This window comes from Providencia rettgeri (assembly GCF_023205015.1).
Lineage (GTDB): Bacteria > Pseudomonadota > Gammaproteobacteria > Enterobacterales > Enterobacteriaceae > Providencia > Providencia rettgeri_E.
On sequence record NZ_CP096258.1, the window covers coordinates 719,029 to 743,149 of the forward strand.

Genomic DNA, 24,121 nt, shown 5'->3' on the forward strand with positions numbered 1-24,121 from the left:
CCTTTCATTGCACACCACAATCACATCTCTACGTACTGAATTTAAAGGCTTTTTGTCTTTTTCTCGTTTCTTTGCTTTTCAATGATGTTCAAGCGTAACCTCGGAAAATGTGTACAAACTTGAGTACAAATCGCCATATTTACCGTTTTTAGCCAAATTCCATGACACAAACCTAGCTGTAGGCCTTGTTCCTACTGGGTTTTAGCCAAAACTTGCCTATATTTTTTATGCCAAAAATCGAGAAATGATGGTAAGACGTTCGCGATTATCTCTAATTGTTTGCCGGTTGAGTTGGTTACCGGTTGCTTTCTTGCTGTCCTAAAAGTTCATTTGTATGGGCCTGATCTTCTGAACAAATCATGCATCTTTCTGACCATCAACAAGTGATGAATCAGGCGATGATAGCTTTACATTGATTTTCAGGAGAATGCAGATGACAGCAGTAGCGCACCAAGTAACCCCTTTTCTAACGTCTTACGAAGTTATGGCTCGTTACCACATTAGCTATACGACGCTCTGGCGAAGAATAAAAGATGGCAGCTTGCCGCAACCTCGTATCAACCGAAATACACGAAACAAGCTGTGGCACATTGAAGACTTGGAGGAGTATGAGAAGAATTAGGAATAGATAGCGTAGCTTAGTTTTTCTGTTGGAGCTTGGACTAACGCTTTGAAACGCCGGCTTGTGCCAACAATATAGTTAATATGTACACCAACTTAGGCTAAGATAGCAGCATGGATTTTTTATTGATTGGATGGATAGGTAAGTGACGACTCCTCAAGAACGGACAACAGGTATTACAAATGCGTCGATAAAAAAACGTTTCGGCTCAATTCCCGCTTGGAAGATGTTGAGTGAATATATCTGGAACGGTTTGGATGCTGGTGCATCAGATATTGATGTCATTATTAACACCTGTGATCTCGGCGGGGTGGAGTCAATAGAGATCCATGATAATGGTGAAGGAATTGACTTTCATAACCTAGACCGAAATTTTGATAATTGGGATGACTCATCCAAAAAACAGGTTACCCAAAAAGGCAGTCAAGGCAGAGGGCGGTATTCATTTCATAAATATGCTGCAACAGCAACCTGGCTTACGAGAAGACAATCTGAGAATGCACGTATTACCATAGACTCGTCTCGTATTAAAACGTACAAAGTTGAGTTGATCGACGATAAAGAACAGCATAGTAGTATTCTTTCAAATGGAAGTGGGACATCAGTATTTCTTACGGGCATTACGAGTGAAAAATCTCAAAAAATCCCTAATATTGAAAATATCATGGAGGAGCTTTCAAATGAATTTGGTTGGAAGCTAATAGTTTTTTCTAACCTTAAAATATCAGTTAATAGAGTCCGAGTGACGCCTCCCCAACATAGGTTGTTTCAAGAGCTTATAGATGTTGATGGAAATATATTTAGTTCAAGTATCATTCAGTGGATAAAAAAACCATCTGGTGAAAAGTCATACAATTATTTTAGAGATTCAAAAGAACATCAGAAGTATAGAAATCTGACTGGTTTTAACTACAAAAACAATTTTTTCATAAGTGGATATATACAATCTGAGTGGTTCGATAATTTTCAAGATACCTCATCTCCAAATGCTGATCTCTTCATTAGTGAAAAGAGTGATGGGAATAAAGTTTTAGCTATGCTGCTAAAAGAACTGCGCAACAAAACAGCCGAGATTTATCAGGGGTTCCTTAGAGAAAGAGCTGTTCAGCTTGTCGATTCTTTCGAAGAAAAAGGATATTTTCCTGTTTACAATTGGGAGTCTGACGAAGATCGTTCCTTTAGAATTGCACATACGAAGAAATTAGTAACTAGTATCTGCGTTGCTGATCCAGCAGCTTTTAATGGGCTAAAGGCTAAGCAAACAAAAATTATAATCGGTTTGCTTGATAGGCTATCTACATCAAGTGAAAATGATAGTTTGATAGATATATTGGAAGGCGTTTTAGACTTAAATAAGGAGCAAATGGATGAATTTGCATCTCAAATAAGTAAATCTAAACTTGATTATATAATTAGCACGATTGGACACATTCATAAGCGAGATCTAGTCGTACAGAAAATGAAGTACCTTTTTAAAGAGCACGCTAAAGAAGTTCTAGAAACACCAGACTTACAAGGTATTATTGAGGCTAATACATGGTTGTTTGGCCCTCAGTACACAACTATAGGTGCCGAAGAGGATGACTTTTCTAATACAGCTAGAAATCTTCGGAATTCAGATATTGAAATATTGGATGGGGACGATATCAGTACCAGTGATCTTATTGAAGGCGCTACCATAGAGGGGGCAAAAGGCCAAGTAGATTTGTTTCTTGCACGCAAAATGGTCACAATTGATCATTCTACACAAGAAGAATTTATTAAATGTACGATCATTGAAATAAAAAGACCAAGTGTAGCATTGAATAAGAAACATTTAGCTCAAGCTGAACGTTATGCTGAGGTACTTGATAAGCATCCTGCCTTTAATGATGAGAGAATGAGATTTGATGTTGTTCTTGTTGGAACTAAAATCTCCCAGAATGATACTCAAATTACAAGGCGGTTGAAAGACCTTGCTGGTAAGGGCGGCGCGGGCCTTGTTTCCGGGGCGGATGAAAGAATTCGAGTATACGTTAAAAGTTGGTCTACAATTTTTAATGATTTCGAGGTGACTCATAGTGCTTTATTACAAAAGCTAAAAATAAAGAGAAGCGAGCTAGAGTATAAATCTAAGCAAACCCTTGTGGATGAATTGCAAATACCTCTCTCTGAGGCGTCGTGAGACTTATAATAATTATTCGATAAGTTGTTTTTTTGTAACTGGAAAAACAACTAATCTAAACCGAGCCAAATGCACTACTTGACTCGGTCATTTGTACTAGCTCAGTCTCTTCCTTAATTCAGCTACCCCTTATTGTCCGAAACGCCAGTTGAATGGAAAGCCTGTCGGCTCGATGATGGTTTCTAGTTGTTGATACCAAACGTCGTAAGCATGACGCATTTCGTCCAGGTACTGATATTGGTTGTAGATAGCATCCAGCCCTTTTTTGCTGTGGCCAATCATCAACTCGGCAACTTCTTGCGTCGTGATGGCAGACATTCGCGTTCGCATCGTTCTGCGAAGATCATGCATAGACCAGTGTTCCATCTCAATACCAAGCGATCTGCGAGCCCAGATTTTCACATTGTTAGGAATAGTGGTATCAAAGCCATTTGTGGCAAGCTCTTCTTGTCCGTTCGCGGGAAACAAGTAAGTTGATTTGCTCATCTGCATCGCCAGTTCAATCAGCTCAATAGCTGGCTTAATCAATGGCCGCATGATCGGCGCTCCAATTTTCTCACCTTGTTTGCGGATCTCTATGGGCACTGTCCACATTGCAGATTGCAAGTCAAAGTGATGCTTTTCAGCTTGAATGAGTTCGCCCTTGCGCCCTCCCAATAAGAGAAGCAGTTTTATGTAGATGCGATTCTTCTCAGTGATTTTTGACTCATGCAAATAGCGCCAAAGTATCCTGATCTCGTTGTCATTTAGCACCCGAGTTCGTTTTCCTTTTTTACCGCCAACCTTTTTTGCTGTGATCCCAGCGGCAGCGTTAATTTCCAAAATTTGTTCATCAATCAGCCAGTCATAGAACTTATGCAGTACAGACACTAGGCGCTCTGTGTTTGACGGAGACGATTCCGAAACCTCACGAAGACAGTTTCGCAAGGACAATTCAGTGATGTCAGTTAATGGATACTTGCCAAGTCGGGGCAGCAAATATATTTCACTGCTGCGTTTTTGGTAGTGCCACGTTTTCTCCTTTAGCCCTTGCTTACCGGCAGAGTCTATCCAGTCTCGAAAAATCGATTCGAAGCTTTGATTAGCAGAATACTTAGCCCGTTCCTGCTGTAGGTAAAGCTTGGGGTTTCGGCCTTGATCAAGTACTGCCCTTAACCTATCCAGCTCATTCCTGGCTTCAGCCAGCTTCATAAGGGGGTAAGTACCTATGTCTACCCGCTGTTGCTTGCCATCGAACCGATAACGAAACTGAAAAACAATTTTGCCCTTGGGCGATACCCGAGCACTTAGCCCATCTCGGTCGGCTTTTACTACGGTTTCTTTTGCTTCTTTATTTAACCTGGCATCGAGCCAGCTAACTGATAACGCCATGTTATAAGCCCAGCCCTAGTTTTGATTTTAATGATTGTTTACGTGTTTCTGCTTTGGGTTCTGGCGCTGTACTCATAGAAGTAACTTCACCATCTGGTGCAAGGCCATCCACCGGTACAGATGTCGTGGATAGATTGGGTTGGCTCATTTGAATTAACCCAAAGGTTGCCAGCATCCGCAGACGCTCAGCGCGTTCCCGTGGTGGCGTCTTTTCCAATTCTTTGAGTAGTTCTGGGTGGCTCCCTGGGGGAATGTTGACGACAACTCTCATGATCATGCCCCATAAAACCAGAAGCCTCGGACGTTCGCCAAAACAGACTGCTCAGGCACGATGATCTTGCTTCGTGAAAAAATCTCCTTGGCCGCTTCCTTATAAGCCAAGGCTCCACCTCCGGCGATCAATACCAAGTCCGCATTAATGCTTTCGTCACGCATGGATTGACGCATGGCTGTAAGAGCAACAGGCGCTACCTTTTTCATGGCAGCATTCAGATAAGGTGAAATATCGACTTTTTCTCCAAATAGCAGGACCTGTAAGTCGCCGGTTCTCATGGCTTTTTCAAGTCGATCCATTCCGACTTTGGCACCATGATCTTCCGAAATCAGCTTATCGATGGTTTCCAGTAGCACGGACATTGCCTGAAGACTGGTTCCTGATGAGCTGTAGCGAATTTCTCCGGCCTCAAGGGCAACCCAATCAACAGAAAAGAAGCCGGGATCAATGACGACGACACGACCTTCTTCAATCAAGCCCAGATCACCACCCGTTTGAACCAGATCCATATAGGCACCGGCAGGCTGTGGTAGTACTTTGACGTCATGAACGGTGATGCTGCGCTTAGGCGTCACTTGATGGACACCTTTTAAACGCTGCACAAGGTCAGACTTACGTTGTGGTTCATGAAACTGGGAAACCGGTAATCCAGTGACAACCAAATCGATGGATTCTGTTTCAGCCATTAACAAGGCGGCATGAAAAAGTGCCTTATAGGTTTTTGTGGTGGGATATTCCGGGTGAAGCTCTCGTTCCCAGCCTTGAAGGCGTCCAGCAGGAACACCAGCGGCCCAGCGCTCATTATCGACAGAGACATACAAACAAGTTTCATCATCGCCTCCACCGATACGCTCCGGCATACGATCCGCTGGACCGGCACCCGCAGGTAGAATAATGGTTTTCGGTTCACTACCTGATTGGCCAATTGCCAGCTTCAGGTTTGAGTAACCGATATCTACGCCTAGTACAAACATACTTATCTCCTGTGCACTCAAAGTGCTCTAACGGTTTTCAATCAACCGCGCTGTTCACGCTTGGGCATTTCCAAGTGCTCTGGCGGTTTACTCAAATGTCATTATCAGGATTCGGTGCACTGGCGGTGGGCAGAAAGGTGACAAATCCTTTCATCTATCTGCCTATTGCATTTTTGCAAAAGTATGAGAATAGGCTCTGTTTGGCGGCTGGTGACCTAGCCAAAAAAATTGAGACGCCAAACGTCGTTTGCATTCTGGCCTGAACTTGCCAAACGGTTTGTATCTTCATGGCGATACGTCTTTTTAGGTGTTTTTAAGTGAAATCAGCCTGTATCCCTTGTCGGGTATGGGATTGAGCGAGTCGATTTATATCGAGACGCCAAACAGTGATTGTGACGGCAGTTTTACGTTTGGCGTTTCGATCCAAAAGCCAAACGGATAGTGGTTTTGGCTTTAGGGGTTAATTGGATGGGGAAATTGGTTTGGTAGAAATCGTCAATGAACAATGGAAAGCAGATGTATCAGATTTACTTCAGCAAGAAACGGACAGGCTAAAAGCGCTGGCACGAGCTGAAGTTGATGACTTTTGGGTTACCCATTACAAGGTTCGAGAGAATGAGCCCTTTAAAGACTGGGGTCTGCTTGGTGTCCGTATCAGAGACTTTAAGTATGGCTTTGGCATAGAGTGGTATATCAACAGTTTTCACGGTCAACGAGGCAAACGCGTGGTCTTTAGCAAGGGGCTGCGTATCTCAAAGACGAAGCTGAGATACGCATTTTTAGACTGCCAAGGTTTGGCCAAAGAATGGGAGCTAGCGCTGGCCATGGAGAAAGAGGAATTCTTCAGTGATATTCGACGCCAGGTTGATAAGCTCAACATGCTGCGTCGCAGAGTGAATGCGTATTGAGTCAACTGCGCTACTTCACTCGCGGTAACTGGTCCCAGCGTGTTGTATAAGCGGGAGACAAATGCTCTCGCTTCATCGACCAATCTTTCTTGAGTCCTTGTCCAGCAAAGAAAACCTTTCCGGCACCGCTTTGGTTAATGGTGTCCAATACAGACATTAGCTGCTGGCTATTAGAGCGGGTCGATACGTCATCGAATAGTCCTGGTTGAAACATGCCAGGATCGTAAAAGTCAGACAGCATGACGCCCGCTTTGGCATAACGAAAACCATCCTTCCATATCCGCTTGAGTAAGTGATTGGCCAGCTCGATAAAATCCCGCGTGTCGCAACTGGGGATTAGCAATTCACCCGATGCAGAGTTGCTGTACTGCGGCTCGTTGTCCTTAAAGGGGCTGGTACGTATGAACACGGTCAGCACTTTGGCTTGCTGCTGTTCTTTGCGAAGTTTCTCAGTGGCGCGGGTTGCGTATTCGCATACGGCTTCACTTAAAAATTCAAAGTGCGTCACTTTTACGCCAAATGAACGGCTACAGACGATTTGCTTCTTAGTTGGCGGGATCTCTTCAAGTTCAATGCACGACTCACCATTGAGCTCTCTGACGGTTCTTTCTAAAACCTCTGAAAACTGGTCTCTGATGGCTCTAGGAGAGGCATTGGCGAGATCTAAGGCTGTGGTGATACCCAACGCATTTAAACGCTTAGAAAGCCGTCTACCAACGCCCCAAACATCATCAACCGGGACTAATGCGAGCAATCGACGTTGCCGATCTGGATTGGTCAGGTCTACAACCCCCTGAGTAGCTGGATATTTTTTGGCGGCATGGTTAGCCAGTTTGGCGAGTGTTTTAGTCGGTGCAATGCCTACACAGACGGTGATCCCAATCCAGTGGCCTATGCGCTCTCGCACTTGTTGTCCGAACTCGACAAGAGATATGGCAGACTCAATACCGGTTAAATCCAAAAACGCTTCGTCGATGTAAAGGAAAGAAGAACAGCCATGGACATGACTTCAGCTCAGACATTCCGCTACTCAATCTCTGATGTCGGATGTCCATAGAAAGAACCTCTTTTCCAGGAAATTGGGGCTTGAAGTCCATACCTGCGCAATTGCACCCATTTGACCAGTCAATTGCATTGGTACTGACCACCGCGTGCATCCGACTTGGCCAGTGGGCAGCAGAGACGCAACAGGCAGAAACCGGCCAGAAGCAGTCAGTCAATCATGCGTTACAGTGATTTTTTGCAGCTCTTTATAGAGCCGTTAGCTGCTGCCACCAATAATCCATAGGCCTGCCAGTCGTCAGACAGTCTTATTCTCGATCAGACGATTGCCCCGTCGATGACCAGTAGCTCACCGGTGATGGAGCCAGAGTCCGGTCTTCGGATGCAGGACTCCTGGCTTTGCTCACTCAGCGCCGATCCCGGCCATCGGTTCAGTTTGGCCCCAGCCACCGCCCAGAGACCTGAACAGGTCAACCAGCGCAATCTGCCGTTCCGTGCTGATTTGAATTAGTGTGGTCTGGTTGCTAAAGGTGCTGCGCTGGGCGTCAAGATAACGCAGGTAGTCGTCCACGCCGCCCTCGTAACGCGCCTTAGCCAGGGCCATCGCAGCCTCGCTGGAACCGGCCAGAGCCTGGCGGGCAGCCTCCTCGCGGCGCAGGGTGTCGGTGGCGGCCAGGGCATCGGCCACTTCGCGGAAGGCGGTCTGGATGGTGCCTTCGTAGTCGGCCACCGCCGCGTCCTGGCGCACTTCGGCGAGGTCCAGGTTGGCGCGGTTGCGGCCACCGGCGAAGATCGGCAGCGACAGCGTCGGGGCAAAGCTCCAGGCCCGCGAGCCGCCATCGAACAATCCGGACAACTCGGCACTGGAGCTGCCCACCGAACCGGTCAGGCTGATCCGGGGAAAGAACGCGGCGCGAGCTGCACCGATATCGGCATTGCGCGCCTTGAGGCGGTGCTCGCTGGCGAGAATGTCCGGGCGCCGTTCGATCAGTTCCGAGCTGGTGCCGGGGGCGATGTCCTGCAGCACCATCAGGTCGTCGCGGGGCGTCGCGGGCAGCAGGCGAGCGGCATCTGGCGTGCCGAGCAACAGGACCAGGGCGTTGTCCGCCTGGCGTAACTGGCGTTCGGTGCTCTCGCGCTCGGCCCTAGCCTGTTCGGCAAGGCCGACCGCTTCCTGGTAATCCAGGGCGGTGGCGGCCCCCGCTGCACGGCGCTGGCTGACCAGCTCCAGCGAGGCCATGCGGCTGTCCAGGGTTTGTTCGACCAGGGCCATGCGGCGTAGCGCACCATCGCGGGTCAGGTAGGCCTGGATGACCTCGGCAACCAGGCTGATCTGCGTGGCACGGGTCGCCTCCTCGGTCGCCAGGTAGGTCTCCAGCGCGGCCTCGGAGAGGTTGCGCACGCGGCCGAACAGGTCGACTTCGTACTCCGCGAGGCCGAGGCCGACCTGATAGTTGCTGGTCACTTCCGAGCGCCCGGTCTGCGACAGATCGGCAGGCAGGCGCTGGCGGTTGCCGCTGGCATTGGCGTTGATCGAAGGCAGGCGATCAGCACGCTGGATGCGGTACTGGGCACGCGCAGCTTCGATATCCAGCAGCGCCTGGCGCAGGCTGCGGTTGTTGCTCAGCGCCGTATCCACCGCGCGGCGCAAGTCGGCATCGACGATGAAGGTCTGCCAGTCCAGCGCCTGGGCACGGGCGCCCTCCGCGTCGGCGGCTTGCCAGTGCGACGCGACCGGTGCCTGCGGGCGCTCGTAGGTCGGGGCCAGCGAACACCCCGCCAGGGCGGCGATGGCCAGGGGCAGCAGAGCGCGACGGAGCATGAAGTGAGAGGTCATCGCATTACTCCGCTTTATGCAGGGGATGGTTGTCGGTTTGCTGAGGTTTGGTGCGCAGCAGCGACAGCACCCAGACGAAGAAGATCGGCACGAAGATCACCCCGAGCATGGTCGCGCTGAGCATCCCGCCCAGCACCCCGGTGCCCAGTGCGCGCTGGCTCGCAGCGCCGGCGCCAGTGGCGATGGCCAGCGGCACCACGCCGAGCATGAACGCCATGGAGGTCATGATGATCGGGCGGAAACGCAGGCGCGCGGCTTCGACAGCGGCATCGCGCAGCGAGTAGCCGTCTTCCCACAGGTCCTTGGCGAACTCGACGATGAGAATGGCGTTCTTCGCCGCCAGGCCGATCACGGTGATCAGGCCGACCTTGAAGTACACGTCGTTGGGCAGGCCGATGGCAGTCACCGCCAGTACCGCGCCGAGTGCGCCGACCGGCACGATCAGCATCACCGTCAGCGGGATCGCCCAGCTCTCGTAGAGCGCCACCAGCAGCAGGAACACCACGGTGATGGCCAGCGCGAACAGCATCGTCGCCTGGCCGCTGGCGACCCGCTCCTGATACGAAAGCCCGGTCCACTCGTAGCCGATACCTTCGGGCAGCTCGGCAGCGATGCGCTCCAGTTCGAGCATCGCCTCGCCAGTGCTCACGCCGGGCGCGGCGTCACCGGCAATGCGGATCGACGGGTAACCGTTGTAACGCGCGACCTGCACCGGGCCTTCCTCCCAGCTCGTGGTGACGAAAGCACTCAGCGGTACCAGGCTGCCGCTGTCGTTGGGCACATGCAGGCGCAGGACGCTTTCCGGCGTCATGCGCTCGGCCTGTTCGGCCTGTACCACCACGCGCTGCTGGCGGCCGGCGTTGGCGAAGTCGTTGATCACCGACGAGCCGAACGCAGTGGACAGCGCGCTGCTGATCGCTTCGAAGCTGACACCCAGCGTGCGGGCCTGCTCACGGTCGATCACCAGGCGCAGCTGCGGCGCCTCGGCCAGACCTTCCATCATGGCGTAGAGGAACTTCGGATTGCCGTTGACCTTGCCCAGCACTTCATCGCGCGCTGCCAACAGGGCATCGCGGCCGAGACCGGCGCGGTCCTGCAGGCGCAGGGCGAAGCCACCGGAGTTACCAAGGCCTTCAATCGGCGGTGGTGGTACCGACATGATTGCGCCGTCATCGAGGTTGGCGAAGTGCTCGTTGACCGCAACCGACTCGGCTTCCGGCGACTGCGAAGAATCACGCTCAGACCAGTCCTTGAGCAGCGGGAAGGCAATGGCCGCGTTCTCGCCCATGCCGGAGAAGCTGAAGCCAAGCACCAGGAAGGTCGTCTGCACGGCCTCGCGGGCCATCAGAAATGACTCCAGCTCTCCACCAGCGGCCGAGGTACGCTCACGGGTGGCGCCGGGCGGCAGCTGGATGTCGACGATCATGTAACCCTGGTCTTCCACCGGCACGAAGGATTCCGGCAGGCGCATGTAGAGAAAGCCCATCAGCACCACCACGCCCAGGTAGATGAACATCACCCTCCCGGCTCGCGGCACCAGCTTGTCGTTGAGCTTCGTGTAGCGGCTGGTCAGGCTGGTGAACTTGCGGTTGAACCAGCCGAAGAAGCCAGTCTTCTCGTGATGGCCTACAGGAATCGGCTTGAGCAGCGTGGCGCACAGCGCCGGGGTGAAGGTCAGCGCGAGAAAGCCCGAGAACAGAATCGACACCGCCAGCGACAGCGAGAACTGCTGGTAGATCACCCCCACCGAACCCGCCATGAAGGCCAGCGGCAGGAACACCGCCGACAGAACCAGGGTGATACCGATGATCGCCCCGGACACCTGCCCCATCGCCTTGATGGTCGCCGGCACCGGCGCCAGGCCTTCCTCGGCCATGATCCGCTCGACGTTCTCCACCACCACGATGGCGTCGTCCACCAAGATGCCGATGGCCAGCACCATGCCGAACATGGTCATCATGTTCACCGAGAAGCCCAGCAGGTACATGAAGGTCAGGGTACCAAGCAGACACACCGGCACGACGATGGACGGGATCAGGGTGTAGCGCACGTTCTGCAGGAACAGGAACATCACCAGGAACACCAGCACCATGGCCTCGATGAGGGTCATGATGACCTTGTCGATGGCCACGTCGACGAAGCGCGAGGTGTCGTACGGCACGGAGAACTCGACGTTGTCCGGGAAGTTGGCCGACAGCTCGGTCAGACGCTGCTTGACCGCCTCGGCGGTCTGGATCGCGTTGGCACCGGGCGACAGCTGCACGGCGGCGGCAACGGCGGGCTTGCCGTCCTGGCGCGAGCCGAAGTTGTAGTCCTGGCTGCCGACCTCGATGCGTGCCACGTCGCCCAGGGTCAGGCGCGAGCCGTCCTGGTTGGCACGCAGCACGATGGCGGCGAATTCCTGCGGGTTGTCCAGGGTGCCCTTGACCGCCAGGGTCGCCGTCAGCTCCTGCTCGCTGGAACCCGGCGTGCTGCCGAAGGCACCGGCCGGCACCTGCACGTTCTGCGCGCGGATGGCGTTGTTCACGTCATCAATGGACAGGCCGTAGCCAACCAGCTTCTGCGGATCGATCCACACGCGCATGGCCGCCTCGGAGGCGAAGAACTGCAGTTTGCCGACACCGGGTACCCGGCGGATTTCGTTGTTGATACTGCGCGCCGCGTAGTCGGCCAGCGCCGTGACATCGGAGTCCTTGTCGCCATCGGTGTAGCTCAGCGCATAGATCAGCAGGAAGCCGGCGGTGGCCTGCTCGGTCTGGATGCCGAGGGTCAGCACGGCCTGCGGCATGCGCGCCTCGGCCTTCTTCAGACGGTTCTGCACGTCGACCTGGGCCAGTTCGGGGTCGGTCCCCGGCTGGAAGGTGACGGTGATCTCGGCTATGCCGTTGGCGTTGCTGGTGGACTCGAAGTACAGCAGGTTCTTGGCGCCGTTGAGTTCTTCCTCGATGACGCTGGTCACCGAGTCGGTCAGCACCTGCGCCGAGGCGCCGGGATAGGTGGCGGTCACGGTAATCTGCGGCGGCGCCACGTTGGGGTACTGTGCCACCGGCAGGAACGGAATGACCAGCAGGCCACCTAGCGAGATGAACAGGGCGACTACCCAGGCAAAATTGGGGCGTCGGATGAAAAACAGGGGCATGAATGGTTCTCCGGCTTACTGGGCCTGGGACTGTGGAGCTTTTTCGGCGGCGCCTTGCTCGCGTGGGATGACCTTGGCGCCCGGACGGATAGCCGCCAGCGAGCTGGTGATCACCTTGTCGCCGGCCTGCAGGCCCTCGCTGATCTGCCAGCGCGAGCCTTGCATGGCGCCAGTAGTGACCTGGCGCACCTCGACGGTATCGCCCTCGCCCAGCAGCATCACGCTGGCCTGGCCGTCAGCCGAACGCTGCACGGCACGTTGCGGCACCAGGATGGCGTTCTGGTTGAGCCCCTGCGGCGTGCGCACACGCACGTACATACCCGGCAGCAACACGCCCTCGGGGTTGTCGAACTGCCCTCGCAGGGCGATTTGCCCGGTGCTGCGATCCACCGAGATATCAGTGAACAGCAGCGTGCCCTTGCTCTCGATATCGGTACCATCGACGCGCAGCGACAACGGCTGGTCGCTAGCGCCGGTAACCTTGCCCTCGGCGATGGCCGCGCGCAGGCGCAGGGCGTCGGCAGCCGGCTGGGTGAAGTCGGCGTACACCGGATCAAGTTGCTGGATACGCGCTAGCAGAGTCGCCTCACCCTGGCCTACCAGCGCCCCTTCGGTGACCTGGGCTCGGCCGATGCGTCCGGCAATGGGTGCGCGAACCTCGGCATAGCCCAGGTCCAGGCGGGCGGTTTCGACATTGGCCTGGGCCGATCGCTTGTCGGCCTGGGCACTCTGCAGAGCGGCCTTGGCGTTGTCGAAATCCTGCTGGCTGACGGCGTTGATCTTCACCAGCGGCTCGTATCGGCGAACCATCGCCTGGGCCTGGAACAACTGCGCCTCGGCGCGGGCCAGTTCACCCTGCGCCCGCGACAGGGCCGCTTTGAACGGCGCAGGGTCGATCTGGAACAGCACGTCGCCGGCCTTCACGTCGGCCCCTTCCTCAAAGGTGCGCTTGAGCACGATCCCCGCCACCCGCGCGCGCACCTCGGCGACACGCACCGGCTCGATGCGTCCTGGTAGCTCGGCAACCACGGTGAAGGGCTCGGTCTGCACGCTGAGCACATCGACTTCACGCGCCGGCGCCTCCTCCCCTTGCTCTTCGGGCTTGTCGCAGCCAACCAGGGTCACGGCGACCAAACAGGAGATCACGGAAAAAGTGATCCACTCGCGAAATTTGTTCATATCTCACCCAAGCACGAAGCCAGTACGTAGTCGAAGCCGCGCATGATGCACACCAAAATTAAATGAGTCAATATTGACTCATTTGATTTTGATGTGAACAAAGCTAGTATCCTCTTTGAGAAAAATGAGTGTTCTAGGCAAAATACCCGCATCTGCCTGCGATAGATAAAGAGTGACCGATGGATTTAACTGCTGCCGATGAGAAATTGCTGAAGGCCCTGGCGATCGCCATCGTTGACCACCCGCGAGCCACGTTCAAAGAAATAGCCCAGGCAGCGGGAGTCAGCAAGGCGACGCTAAACAGGTTTTGCGGCACCCGCGACAACCTGATCGAGATGCTTCTGGATCATGGTTCGGTGGTTATTTATCGGGTCATTGCCGATGCCGATCTTGAGTCGGCGCCCTTGGACGCATTGCATCGCCTGATCGAAGGCCATTTGACTCACAGGGAGTTGTTGGTTTTCCTCTCATTTCAGTGGCGCCCGGACACGTTTGATTTAGATGCAGGCGGCTGCCGATGGCTGCCTTACTCAGAAACGCTGGACGAGTTCTTTCTACGCGGGCAAAAACTGGGCGTATTCCGTATCGATATCGGTGCCCCGGCGCTTACCGAAATCTTCTCCTCCTTGATCTTCGGCCTGGTAGACGCCGAGCGCCGCGGCCGTATCGCACGCGCAGGTATGGCGGCGTTGATCGAGCAATTCTTCCTGAACGGGGCTTGCAACTACCAAACTTAACGGAAAGCTACGCTCAGTTTTTTTCCAACGGGTTGGCGGTGTCCGTTTTTGGCCGTTCTCTGACGGTCGTGACAGTGACACGCCCTGGTCAAGTTGAACGCAATCCGTGGTCAACGCCAACCCAAATTGGTGGTCAAGAGGAGTGCAATTTCGCACATACCTGAGGACTGCTCACCACATCGCTTGCGTCGGTAGTAGCTTCCGCACTTTCCCCGTCTCTCACCGCTAAACAGCGCTTTCCGGTAGCGGACTTTAGAGCGGCTTGATACTGGCCAGCATGCAGAAATTCTGCCCGTGTAGCGTCACGACCGGACAAGCCACTAGGGTGGCGGTCAGGAAGGCAGGCAAACGGAACACGGCGAAGCACCTCGAAGGCGCTGGCCACTTGCCATCCAACTGGGCGCGGCCTTTAATCGGCGGATCTGGAAAGGAGACGGATATGCCATTGTTGGACGAGATTATTGGGTGGGCCGGCGGACTCAGACCCTGGCAGCAGGAAGCACTGCGCCGGATATTTGCCCGGGCCGAACTAACCCAAGATGACATCGAGACCATTCTGCGAATGGTTCGCGAGCAAGAACGGGAAGACGCAACCACGGGGGGAGCACGGCCATTCACGCTGGACGACGTACCAGGCGCCGGAAGTGGCGCAACCGTGCGGTTGGTGGGTGTCTCGGGGCTAGACCAGGTAAACGGCTTCCCGTCCGGTCGTGCCTTTGACCTCGCACCGGAGGGCATGACCATTTTCTTTGGTCATAACGGCGCCGGCAAATCCGGCTACGCCCGCGTCTTCAAGAATGCCTGCAACGCTCGGCATCGGGTGGAGGTCCTGCCCGACGCTTTTGGGGCGGCAACCCCAGCTAGACTGCCATCAGCAGATTTCGCCATTTTGGTGGATGGCACTCCGGAAACCGCACGTTGGGTCCAGAACGGGCCGGCCCATTTGCATTTGAGTTCGGTCTCGGTCTACGACGCGGCCTGTGCCAATGACTACATCGACGCGGAAGGGACCCCTGCATTTCAGCCCTACGGACTCACTCATCTGACGCGCCTGGTCCTACTTCAGCGTGATTTACAGGCACGGATTGGGACCGAACGCAATGCCTTGGCTCTGGATACCCGGCAATTCGAACCGCTGAAGGGTGACACCGAAGTCGGCCGCTACATCGCCAAATTAGGTGGGGACTCGGACCGCGCCGTGCTTGCTCGATTAGGGACGGTCGGTGACGATGAACTCCGGCGACTGGAGTTTCTGAAGCGGACATTACTGGAAAGCGATCCTGTGCCGCAGGCGCTGGCCTTGGAACGTTTGGCGACACGCTTGGACCAGGCGCAGCGTCGAGCCGAGGAAGTCCAGCGCTGGGTGAATGATCGTGCCATAGCACGGGCAAAGGAACTGATTACAACGGAAAAAACCGCGCATCTCGCCATGCAACTGGCGCAAGCGCGTCTTCAGGATCGAGACACACTGAACGCCATGGAGTTGCCGGTAACGTCCTCACCCACCGCCACGCTGCTGGAAGGCACAGGAGCTGAACTCTGGCAAACGATGTACCGAGCCGCTGAGGCTTTCTCTCAGCAGACGGCATACCCTGAACATCCCTTCCCGCACCTGGAACCGGACGCTTACTGCGTACTCTGCCAGCAACCTTATTCAACGGATGCCTCGGAGCGCATGCGGCGTTTCGCGGCATTTGTCGCCGACAGCGCCACGGCGGATGCGCAAGCCGCCACGCTTGCGCGCATGAACGCTCTAGGGAAGGTGCAGGCTGTCGATCTAAACGTTCTGGATGTGCCAACACGGGCTGACGTGGAGGAGCGACTGCCCGACCTACACGCTGCCATCACCGCAGCGGCATCGGTCTGGACCGCCCGGCATACTTGGGTTAGCCAAGCCCTGCAAACTGGAAACTGGTCCCCCGAGTCAGAACCGCTTCCTATCGAAGCAAACCTCGATAGTCTCTTCGCCGCCAAAGCTGCTTCGCTCCGAGTCGACGCCAATACCCTGCGGACCTCTGCCGATCCCGCTCTACGCTTGGCGCTGACCCAAGAACTGGCAGAGCTAGAAGCCCGACAACGCCTCGCCAACCAGCTTGGCGCGGTGGAGCGCTTTGTTCAGGACAGTCAGGTCCATGCCACATTGAGCCGCTGCCATGCCGCCCTCAACCCAGCGGCAGTGTCACGCAAACTGACGTCCCTGGCGGCGACGCATGTGACCGAGGCTCTGGCCGCTTCTATGAATGCTGAGTTGAAAGCCCTGGGCTATAAGCGACGGGTGCAACCCGACCTGAGCGGGCGCACAGAGCTGGGGGTGACCAAGGTCACGCTGCGCCTGCAGGAAATCACGGCGAAAGCCTCCAAGGTGCTGTCAGAGGGCGAGCAGCGCGCGTTGGGGATGGCTATGTTCCTCGCCGAGCTCGAATCCCTGCCACATACTTCGACCGTTATTTTCGACGATCCGTCTACGTCGCTGGATCACGTATATCGTCGGGCCATAGCTCGGCGTTTGGTAGCGCTGGCTGAGACCCGCCAAGTGCTGGTGTTCACCCATGATGCGGTGTTCCTGACCGAGCTCGCGATGGCGCTTCAGCGCGCTGATCGCTCGGCCAGCTACAAGACCATCGGTTGGGACGAGTCGCCGGGACTAGTGAGCGAGGGGCTGACGTGGACGACGATGGACACCAAGGCCCGCCTGGCCGATCTCGAAAGTCGTGCGAAAGCACTGAACGTTCCGGTCGGCAGCGACCCGGATGATGAGCTTGAGCGGCAAATCGCATCGGGATACTCAAGCCTCCGAGGCACTGTCGAGCGCGCCATACGCGAGGTTTTTTTGAACAATACCGTCCAGCCGTTCAGCGATGTGGTGAGCGTAGAAGCATTTGGTGCTGTCATTGGCCACCCCGCAGAGGAGTGGGAGCAGTTGCTGGCAGTGTATGCGCGGGCCTGCGAAGCTACCGAGGCCCACGACACCCCAGGCGAGCGCCAACTACCGCTTCCCGCGCGTGAGGAGTTGCTCGGCGATATCGCCCAGGTCCTGGAATTAATCAAAAACGCGACTAAACGCCGAACTGCCTACGAGAATCTACGCCGGGAGCGGACCGCGCAACGCAAGAAGCTCTTCGGCGGCTAGCCCGACGTTTCATGCCGGGCTGGTCGGGCATGGCTGTGTTTCTTTCGAATATTGCGAGCTCTCCGTTTCAAAGTTTTTTGTGGCCTCGCGGATCAAGAGGAAGCACATTGGAGGCCGGCAGTTGGCGCTCCAAGTCCGCAATACGGTCGTACAGCTCAAGAATGGTGGCGTCGGCCTCACTGAGTAGGCTGGCTAGGTGGTCACGCTGCTGCGTGATTTCCTCGATCCGTTCTCGAAGTCCACGATTTTTTCTGCGGGCTAATAAGCTGACTTGGCGCACTGATGGCGGACGTTGCTCAGCGTGTCCTTCCACGTACTTTTGGATCTCAGCGATCAGTAGGGGGAAACGAGCTTTTTACAGTGCAGAGGGGTCGCTGCCGGCCTCCTTGGCAACGTTGTTCTGACTTACGGGCGTCCCCTTCGGCAGTCGTTCGGGCTTGTTGCTCTTCAGCCGCTCGAACGCTGCGCGATACTGCTCGCCGGCACTCATTCGCTTAGCCGGGTCAGCGGATTCATGTTTGCCGGATGACATGGCGATAATTCTCCACACTACGTTTCTGGGCTTCCAACGAAGTCCTTAGCGGACTGTCTACCTCGGCAGCGGCCAGGCGCTCATCCAATACCGCCTCCAACACTTCGACTTCGTCGAGTTGCTCGGGGTCATAGAGAACGTCCGCACATGGTTTGGTTTCTCCGGGGGAGTCGCCCCCTCCGCAGCGAGCGATATTGTCGATGCCCCCATAGGGACAGGGGGTACGGCTCGTGCAGATGCCCAGCAAAATCGGTCGATGAGTGACCGTCCCCTTCTTAGCCAGATTGATCGCTTTCTTAGCATCAGAGGCTGAGATTAGGCGGACAATCTCAGATTTTCGCTTCTCGCCGTGGGGGCTGACGAATCGGTTGCTCGTCAGCTGTTGCAGCTGCCTACCCAAAGTTTCGTACATGGTGCGGACGTAGTAGGTATGGGCCTTCTCTTCCAGCCGTACCCTGGAATGGTTTTGCCCGTAGTAGAGACTCATCGCTCTGGCGACGTGCTTTAGCTGAAACTGCAATGAAGCGTCGCTGACCAGCCCGGATGCCTGCATATTCACTGCGCCGGTTCGTCGGAGTTGATGCCAGGCCAACGGCCAGATTTTGCCGACCGCAAACTCGTCGGTCAGCGTCGGCGTCACCAACCGAGCCAATTCGAAATCTTCCGGCGTAATGCGCAATTGCTCACGGTCGAACAGCTTGTCGAACCACTGAAGCACATGGGCATAGCTCGGAATCGATGGCCGAATCGTGCGGTTGATCTTGGTGAACTTCGTTCCCCACGGTTCAAGGCAATAATCAAGCAGATAGCGCTTGGCCGGATCATCCGGCACCGAGGCCTCGCCGGGGGGAGAGTCGCATTCTGCGCGGAGGTCTGCGACCACACGCATGGCTTCAACTGCCACCTGAGCTGACGGGGACGTCACCCAAAGTGCCTCAGAATCCGACATCGTCTTGGTCGTTCGTCCGCACAATACATGGATGTCGCCAAACTGCGGATCACGTTCTATGTGCAAGCAATCGGCGCGCAGGTTCCAAGCCTCTTCGACTCGCATGAGGCTGAAGTTCAGCAGATAGCACAGTCCAGATCGACTCACGAGGTTGAGGTAGCGACTCAGAGTTTGAATGCGAATTTCGTCGTCGCTCACTCCCAGCCAGCGACGAAATAGTTCCACCATGCCAAACCGATGCGCGGTGTCGATGAATGGGCCGTAGTACTGCCGCCCAGTCCACTTTCCGTTTGATCCATCCGACGGCCACTGAAACGGATAGAACGATTGTGGCCTGCGTTGTCCTTGGAGACTGGCAGAGTTGTGCCGATAGGCAGCCAGACAGAAGCGGAAGCACTCCTCGACTTGGCCTCGATGCGCCAAAAAGTCATCCAGGCATTCGCGCAAGCGTGTGATTTGATAGTGCCAAATGCGGGGCGGGATATAGGGGGTCTGGAGCTTCTGGTGGTCGGGCATGGCCGCTGCGAGGCGTGCCAACCCTGCGCGATCCAACAAGGTGAACCCCAGCGCATCCCGCCGCTCGTACAGTTCGTGCAGCAATGCCAAGAACTCACCGGACCGGGAAGCCTGGAGCACCTCCGGGAGACGGTCGGCAACGCGCGGAAAATGACTCAGTTCGGATGCGAGAATGCCTTCTTGAGTGCACAAGACGAACAGCCGACGCATCTGGTCGAAGCGCGTTTTCAGGCCTCGGTATCCACGGGCTCCATTGGGGCCGTATAGCCACCAGCCGATTACGGTCCGCAATAAATCGGCGTTCGCAGGATCGATCGCGGCGACATATTTCTTAGCTGGGCCATCGCCGAAATTGAGAGTGAGCCGTTTTCCCGCCCATGGGTCGAGCCGCCAAATGGCATCGCCCCAACGGCTCACCACCTGGCCAGCGGCATCTATGATGACCGGCCAATCACGCTGCGGTGGCCAGCACGGCGGACGGTAGTTCGGCGCATCAGGAATCGCTAGGGGCGAGTCGATGCCGAGGCCAAGTTCGGAAAGAATATTTTTCGTCATGCTGATCTTTGTCGCAGTTCTGCCAATCGGATGAAGCCATCCCAGGCCGGGTGGTAGTCACCTTCACTTATGCGCGCTCTGGCTTCTTCGACCCAAAGCCTGCGGACCTCGCTACTTTCTTCGAAGAAGCGCAGTTTGGCCGTCAGCCGATCGATCACCAGCAGGGCCGGATGCTCTGTCGTCAGGTGCTTACCCGAACTGGATGGGCGGTAGCGTGCCAGTTCAAGCGATTTGAGGTGGCGCAAGCTACCGAGAGACCACACATGATCCTCACTTTCGATATCCCGGTGCTGGGTACAGAACAGGCAACCGGCAGCATTGATGCAGTCGGGTCGCGGACCATTCTTCGGCATCGTGCCCACTGGTTCAGGTGTGGCCGATACACATCTACCAGGAGCAGGAGGTGAAAGGGACGGATCGGTTTGCTGATGGAAGCGCGTAATTTCCACCATAGCGATCTGCGGATGGGGGTCGGCATATACGCGTATCAGCGTTTGCACCGTATGCTGGGCCAACTCCGCAACCTGTTGGGGATTCTGGGACTCCCGAAGCAACCAGTTGATGCGCGTCCCGCGCAGTTTTCGCGGTCTCACTATCGGTATGCCAAGCTCGCGGCAGATGCGCGTAACGTTCGTGAACTGCGTCGCCTCTTCTAGGATTCGTCCCCCGCTACGTATAAGCGGAAAGAGCAAACCATCCGGCTCATTGGGAAACCATTCGGAACGCCATTCGAGATAGCGCTCGAACCACTCTCGATAACTGGCAAAGATCTCGAATAGCACTTCTCCTTCCCGTCGATTTTTGTAGGTACGTACCTGGTAGCCGTCTATGTGGCTGGTGTAATGAAACTGCTCAACCCGCAGGGTATGTGCTTGCTGGAGGTTCAGACCGGTCTGGGCGATGAACATCAGCAATTCACTCTCGATCCGTAAATTGACGATGGGGAAACGGGTCCGCAGTGTCCGATCTGCATCGTGGGCGGCACGCGCCGCCAGGGATGCTTCGATTTGCGCTTGGTTTTGCGGCCTGGTACGGCGGGCCGCTACTTTCTCGGGGCTCTGCAATCCCGACCATAGTTCCAGCACTTGGCCGGTGCGTAACGAAATACAAACTGGGAGGGGGGCCATTGTCCCCCTCCAGGTCAATGCCTCGCATACGTCAGCTAGAAGGTGTCCGAATGCGAAGGTGTTTTGCAGATTCTGCTTGTCCGCTTTGCTCGTATGTACCTTGCCTTTGCCGCGCGGCTTGCGAATACGTGTGCTCTTGCTCAGGCTTGCTTGGCGGTCCAATGCTCGGTCCAGCATCGTCGCCGTGAGCCTGGTGAGATCGTACAGGGACCCATCGCTGAAATTGCGTTCGACTCGATGACGCTGGAGCAAGTGATCGGTCCAACGAATGAACGTGTCGGCCGCCGTCTCGAGACTGAGATTCACGTTTTCTGAATCGATCCAGGCAAAGAATCGGCGCAATGCACTGATCTTGTTCTGCACCGAGAAGCGACTTCCGCCACCAGCAAGGTCGTCAGTCATGTGCTCATGCAGCTGCGTCACCAGCTCGAAACGTTCCGGCAAGGGACTGCCGAGTTCGCCCTGCGCGATCTGGCGGCCCACATGCTTCACCTTTGCTGCTGCACCTCCGCGAAACAGCAGCGGCCGGAGGTCCCAGGGCGTTTCAGTGGCCCCATACTCAAGCATCGGGAAAGTGAGGTCGAATTCGGAACTATCCATCGTGCCGCGCCCCAGCGCCGATCCCGCTAAATGCCGCCATGAAGCTATTTGAGAGGGCTTGTTTGATCGGCAGTGCCTGTACGAATCGGATGTATTTGAAGGTGGTGGCTTCAGAGTTAGGCCCATGGAGCAACGCGTCGCTGACCGTCGCAATTACAATAGCGACATCGGCACAAGCCGATAGCGCCAGACGTGCCAATTCGGTACCGAAGGTGCAGCGCGACTGATGGAAGCGGAATTTACGGAGCACCTGTAGTTCTGCTTTGACGCCCCGTTTTCGAAACTCGGACATCTCAACATTCACAGCAGATGACTGATCGGTGCCGCGCCTGCCATAGGCGTTACCAAAGCGGGTCAAGAACAGCAAATCACGATTCTCGGGCGAGGCTTTCGCCTCTCGTTCCATCCTCCGCCAGCCTTTGGCATATTCCAGCAATTCATCACGCAACGCTTCGGGTATCCAGACCTGGCCAGTCACACCGAATTTCGTGTGCACTGGCGGAGCTGCGCCTGGACCAACTGCAAGGCGTAGAAGCCCTTCAGCGGAAGGGTCGGGGGCGGCGCGCTCCAGAGACTGAATCTTGAGATCACAGATGCTGCCGAGCCGCATCCCGGTAAAAAATCCAAGGGCCAACATGAGGTAGAGCTCGGGCGTGGCGTTCTCTGCGGCGAAATCCAGAATTGCATCGCGATCGGTCTCCGAGACTGGCAACAGCCCATCTTCAAGCGTTTGGCCTGGGCGCTTACGGTTCGGGATGCTGAGGTCGGTGGTGGTTCCGCTGATCGTTCGCTCGAACCCCACCCGGTCGAAGTATTTAACGACGTAGGGTTTTTCCCGCCACAGCTGGACGTGTGGAGAAAGAAGCTCCCTATGCCTTACCCACCGATAGAACATGATGCAATTGCGCATGTACTCAGACGCCGTGGATGGGCCGATCTGGCCGGCATCGCGCATCTTGATCAACGCCCCTCGGTATAGCACCAGGCAGCGGTCAGCTTTGCGAGCGGGAAACTCGAACCACTGCAAATCACGAGATTCAAGAAATTTAGCGTAATTGAGAAGGCCATTCATGTTACTGGCAACGGTCTTAAGAGAAGCGTCACCAGTCGTTGCTCGCTCCACTGCCCACAGGTTTGCCTCCCTCCAAGGTGCATAGTCTGCCCAAAAGATTTGGGGCAAGCCCTCAATGGATGGCCGGCTGCTACTGGGGGAGTATGCGACGGCGTTCTCTCTGCGCACGAGGTAATGGGGCACGAAATGAATGCGCTCTAGCGTCGCCATTCAACGCCCCTGGGACGCTTAACAATGTCCATAGATAGAACTCAATAGCTTAGGCGTCCGCACTATACAACTTACTCTTATCAATAGAGTAAACCTCTACTCGTGGTGCCATCTCCTCCAAAGTGCGCATCACTCGACTGCTTAAATCTGCATACAGCGCGTACAGTTGGCTAAGAATTCCCGCTAAAAATAGACGAGTAAGTGAGCAACCATTCTGCCGCATGGGTTGCTGGCGTCTAACACCAGAAAAATCACCCAGCCCAACCCGCTGTCTATTTTTTAAGGTGGGCATTCATCTACATGTCTAATTTTTTACCAATTTGATCGCTAAGATGTACTAATTTGATTACCGAGGGAGACTGACTGACTAATTACTTAGGGGCTTAATCGTACAATCTCCACTCGACACCACACAACTCACTTCTGGACATTTCTGAGTTGCATTTTAGCTAATTTAGAAAAACATGAATTAGATAAAGTATGGAAATTTCAAATCAATATGAGGCGGACATGAAGAAATTGAAAAAAGTAGCTTAACTGGGTTGGTCAATTTTGGTTGACCACGTCATGTTCCGGTGAGTACGCAAGTCATTGGCGCTAACGAATATGAAGGTCACTTTGCTTTTGACTTACTCTATAACAACTCTTCAGATATACAGCCTAATACCTTATCGACCGATACGCATGGTACCAATAATGTTAACTTCGCTATATTAGATTTCTTTGGTTACACATTCGCCCCTCGATACGCGAAAATGAAAAAGGTGTTTTTTGAGCTATTTGAAGTGACTGAAGAGAACGGAGGCCGTATTCAATTAAAGAAAGATATTAATCATAAGCTAATTGCTGAAGAATGGGACAATATTCAGCATATTGTTTGTTCATTGAGTCGTAAAACCACCACTCAAAGCACAATCATTAGAAAGTTGAGTAACGGCAAGAGCCGAAGATTGTCAGCATTGCATGAGTACGACCGTTTAATTAAATCTATTTATGTTTTGGAGTATGTTGATAATTCAACGTTGCGTCATTACGTCCAGCAAGCCTTGAACAGAGGTGAAGCATACCATCAGTTAAAACGTGCTATTACTTCAGTTAATGGCAATAAATTTCGTGGGGGGAATGATTACCAAGTATCACAATGGGGTTCTAGGGATTTTCCCCTCTAAAAAGACTTAATCCTCTGTAGACCACACCAATAAATGGCTGCGGAGGTGGGTTAC

General features: G+C 54.6%; 16 protein-coding genes and 3 pseudogenes. 7 read left to right on the forward strand and 12 right to left on the reverse strand.

Annotation, left to right across the window (positions count from 1 at the left end; all coding sequences use genetic code 11):
• Positions 1-433: 433 nt before the first annotated feature.
• Both M0M83_RS21440 and M0M83_RS03065 read left to right on the forward strand, forming a co-directional pair.
• Complete coding sequence (locus tag M0M83_RS21440) at positions 434-622, forward strand: helix-turn-helix transcriptional regulator (protein ID WP_000127615.1); 189 nt, start codon at positions 434-436, stop codon at positions 620-622.
• 145 nt (positions 623-767) lie between these two features.
• Positions 768-2,786, forward strand: coding sequence for an ATP-binding protein (locus tag M0M83_RS03065; protein WP_000211147.1), 2,019 nt, complete (start codon positions 768-770; stop codon positions 2,784-2,786).
• Between the two features lie 129 nt (positions 2,787-2,915).
• Here the strand turns inward: M0M83_RS03065 and M0M83_RS03070 are convergent, their stop codons facing one another.
• Genes M0M83_RS03070 through M0M83_RS03080 form a run of 3 tightly spaced genes read right to left on the reverse strand, consistent with a single transcriptional unit; the run spans position 2,916 to position 5,405 of the window.
• Positions 2,916-4,157 carry a tyrosine-type recombinase/integrase gene (locus M0M83_RS03070; protein WP_001218618.1) on the reverse strand — a complete coding sequence of 414 codons (1,242 nt, stop codon included), beginning with the start codon at positions 4,155-4,157 and terminating at the stop codon, positions 2,916-2,918.
• 1 nt (position 4,158) lies between these two features.
• On the reverse strand, positions 4,159-4,428 hold the full coding sequence (locus tag M0M83_RS21645; RefSeq protein ID WP_001995600.1) for a hypothetical protein: 270 nt from the start codon (positions 4,426-4,428) through the stop codon (positions 4,159-4,161).
• A 2-nt stretch (positions 4,429-4,430) separates the two neighbouring features.
• Entirely contained in the window at positions 4,431-5,405 is a 975-nt protein-coding gene (locus M0M83_RS03080; protein WP_000497807.1) for a ParM/StbA family protein, read from the reverse strand.
• 464 nt (positions 5,406-5,869) lie between these two features.
• Between M0M83_RS03080 and mobI the strand changes: the two genes are divergently transcribed.
• Entirely contained in the window at positions 5,870-6,313 is a 444-nt protein-coding gene (gene mobI / locus M0M83_RS03085) for a conjugative transfer protein MobI(A/C) (protein WP_000348524.1), read from the forward strand.
• 10 nt (positions 6,314-6,323) lie between these two features.
• Here mobI and umuC read toward each other — a convergent pair.
• From umuC to tmexC, 4 genes and pseudogenes are all read right to left on the reverse strand, one after another.
• Positions 6,324-7,289: pseudogene (gene umuC / locus M0M83_RS03090) on the reverse strand (translesion error-prone DNA polymerase V subunit UmuC); the annotation flags it as partial.
• Between the two features lie 429 nt (positions 7,290-7,718).
• Positions 7,719-9,152, reverse strand: coding sequence for a multidrug efflux transporter outer membrane subunit TOprJ1 (locus M0M83_RS03095; protein ID WP_003152694.1), 1,434 nt, complete (start codon positions 9,150-9,152; stop codon positions 7,719-7,721).
• A 4-nt stretch (positions 9,153-9,156) separates the two neighbouring features.
• Entirely contained in the window at positions 9,157-12,291 is a 3,135-nt protein-coding gene (locus M0M83_RS03100; RefSeq protein WP_034065037.1) for a multidrug efflux RND transporter permease subunit TMexD3, read from the reverse strand.
• A 15-nt stretch (positions 12,292-12,306) separates the two neighbouring features.
• Positions 12,307-13,470: a multidrug efflux RND transporter periplasmic adaptor subunit TMexC gene (gene tmexC, locus M0M83_RS03105; RefSeq protein WP_065285147.1), complete on the reverse strand. Its 1,164-nt coding sequence runs from the start codon at positions 13,468-13,470 to the stop codon at positions 12,307-12,309.
• Between the two features lie 179 nt (positions 13,471-13,649).
• Here tmexC and M0M83_RS03110 point away from each other — a divergent pair, with 179 nt between their 5' ends.
• From M0M83_RS03110 to M0M83_RS03115, 3 genes are all read left to right on the forward strand, one after another.
• Positions 13,650-14,207 (forward strand): TetR/AcrR family transcriptional regulator, encoded by a 558-nt coding sequence (locus tag M0M83_RS03110; RefSeq protein WP_003152690.1) that lies wholly within the window; start codon positions 13,650-13,652, stop codon positions 14,205-14,207.
• A gap of 38 nt (positions 14,208-14,245) precedes the next feature.
• Positions 14,246-14,371, forward strand: a complete 126-nt coding sequence (locus tag M0M83_RS21650) for a hypothetical protein (RefSeq protein WP_261229367.1) — start codon at positions 14,246-14,248, stop codon at positions 14,369-14,371.
• Positions 14,372-14,646: 275 nt separating this feature from the next.
• Entirely contained in the window at positions 14,647-17,337 is a 2,691-nt protein-coding gene (locus M0M83_RS03115) for an AAA family ATPase (RefSeq protein WP_058131653.1), read from the forward strand.
• Positions 17,338-17,692: 355 nt separating this feature from the next.
• On the opposite strand, the gene M0M83_RS03120 is transcribed toward M0M83_RS03115, so the two are convergent.
• The 5 genes and pseudogenes from M0M83_RS03120 to M0M83_RS21950 all read right to left on the reverse strand — a co-directional run.
• Complete coding sequence (locus M0M83_RS03120; protein WP_248467587.1) at positions 17,693-17,869, reverse strand: hypothetical protein; 177 nt, start codon at positions 17,867-17,869, stop codon at positions 17,693-17,695.
• Complete coding sequence (locus M0M83_RS03125) at positions 17,850-19,889, reverse strand: hypothetical protein (protein ID WP_034039551.1); 2,040 nt, start codon at positions 19,887-19,889, stop codon at positions 17,850-17,852. Before M0M83_RS03125 ends, M0M83_RS03120 begins: the two co-directional genes overlap by 20 nt.
• Positions 19,886-21,616: a site-specific integrase gene (locus M0M83_RS03130; protein ID WP_034039553.1), complete on the reverse strand. Its 1,731-nt coding sequence runs from the start codon at positions 21,614-21,616 to the stop codon at positions 19,886-19,888. Before M0M83_RS03130 ends, M0M83_RS03125 begins: the two co-directional genes overlap by 4 nt.
• Positions 21,609-22,898, reverse strand: coding sequence for a site-specific integrase (locus M0M83_RS03135; RefSeq protein ID WP_034039555.1), 1,290 nt, complete (start codon positions 22,896-22,898; stop codon positions 21,609-21,611). The genes M0M83_RS03130 and M0M83_RS03135 overlap by 8 nt, the downstream gene beginning before the upstream one ends.
• Positions 22,899-22,965: 67 nt before the next feature.
• Positions 22,966-23,076: pseudogene (locus M0M83_RS21950) on the reverse strand (ImpB/MucB/SamB family protein); the annotation flags it as partial.
• A gap of 388 nt (positions 23,077-23,464) precedes the next feature.
• Between M0M83_RS21950 and M0M83_RS03145 the strand changes: the two are divergent.
• Positions 23,465-24,043: pseudogene (locus tag M0M83_RS03145) on the forward strand (Tn3 family transposase); the annotation flags it as partial.
• Positions 24,044-24,121: the final 78 nt, after the last annotated feature.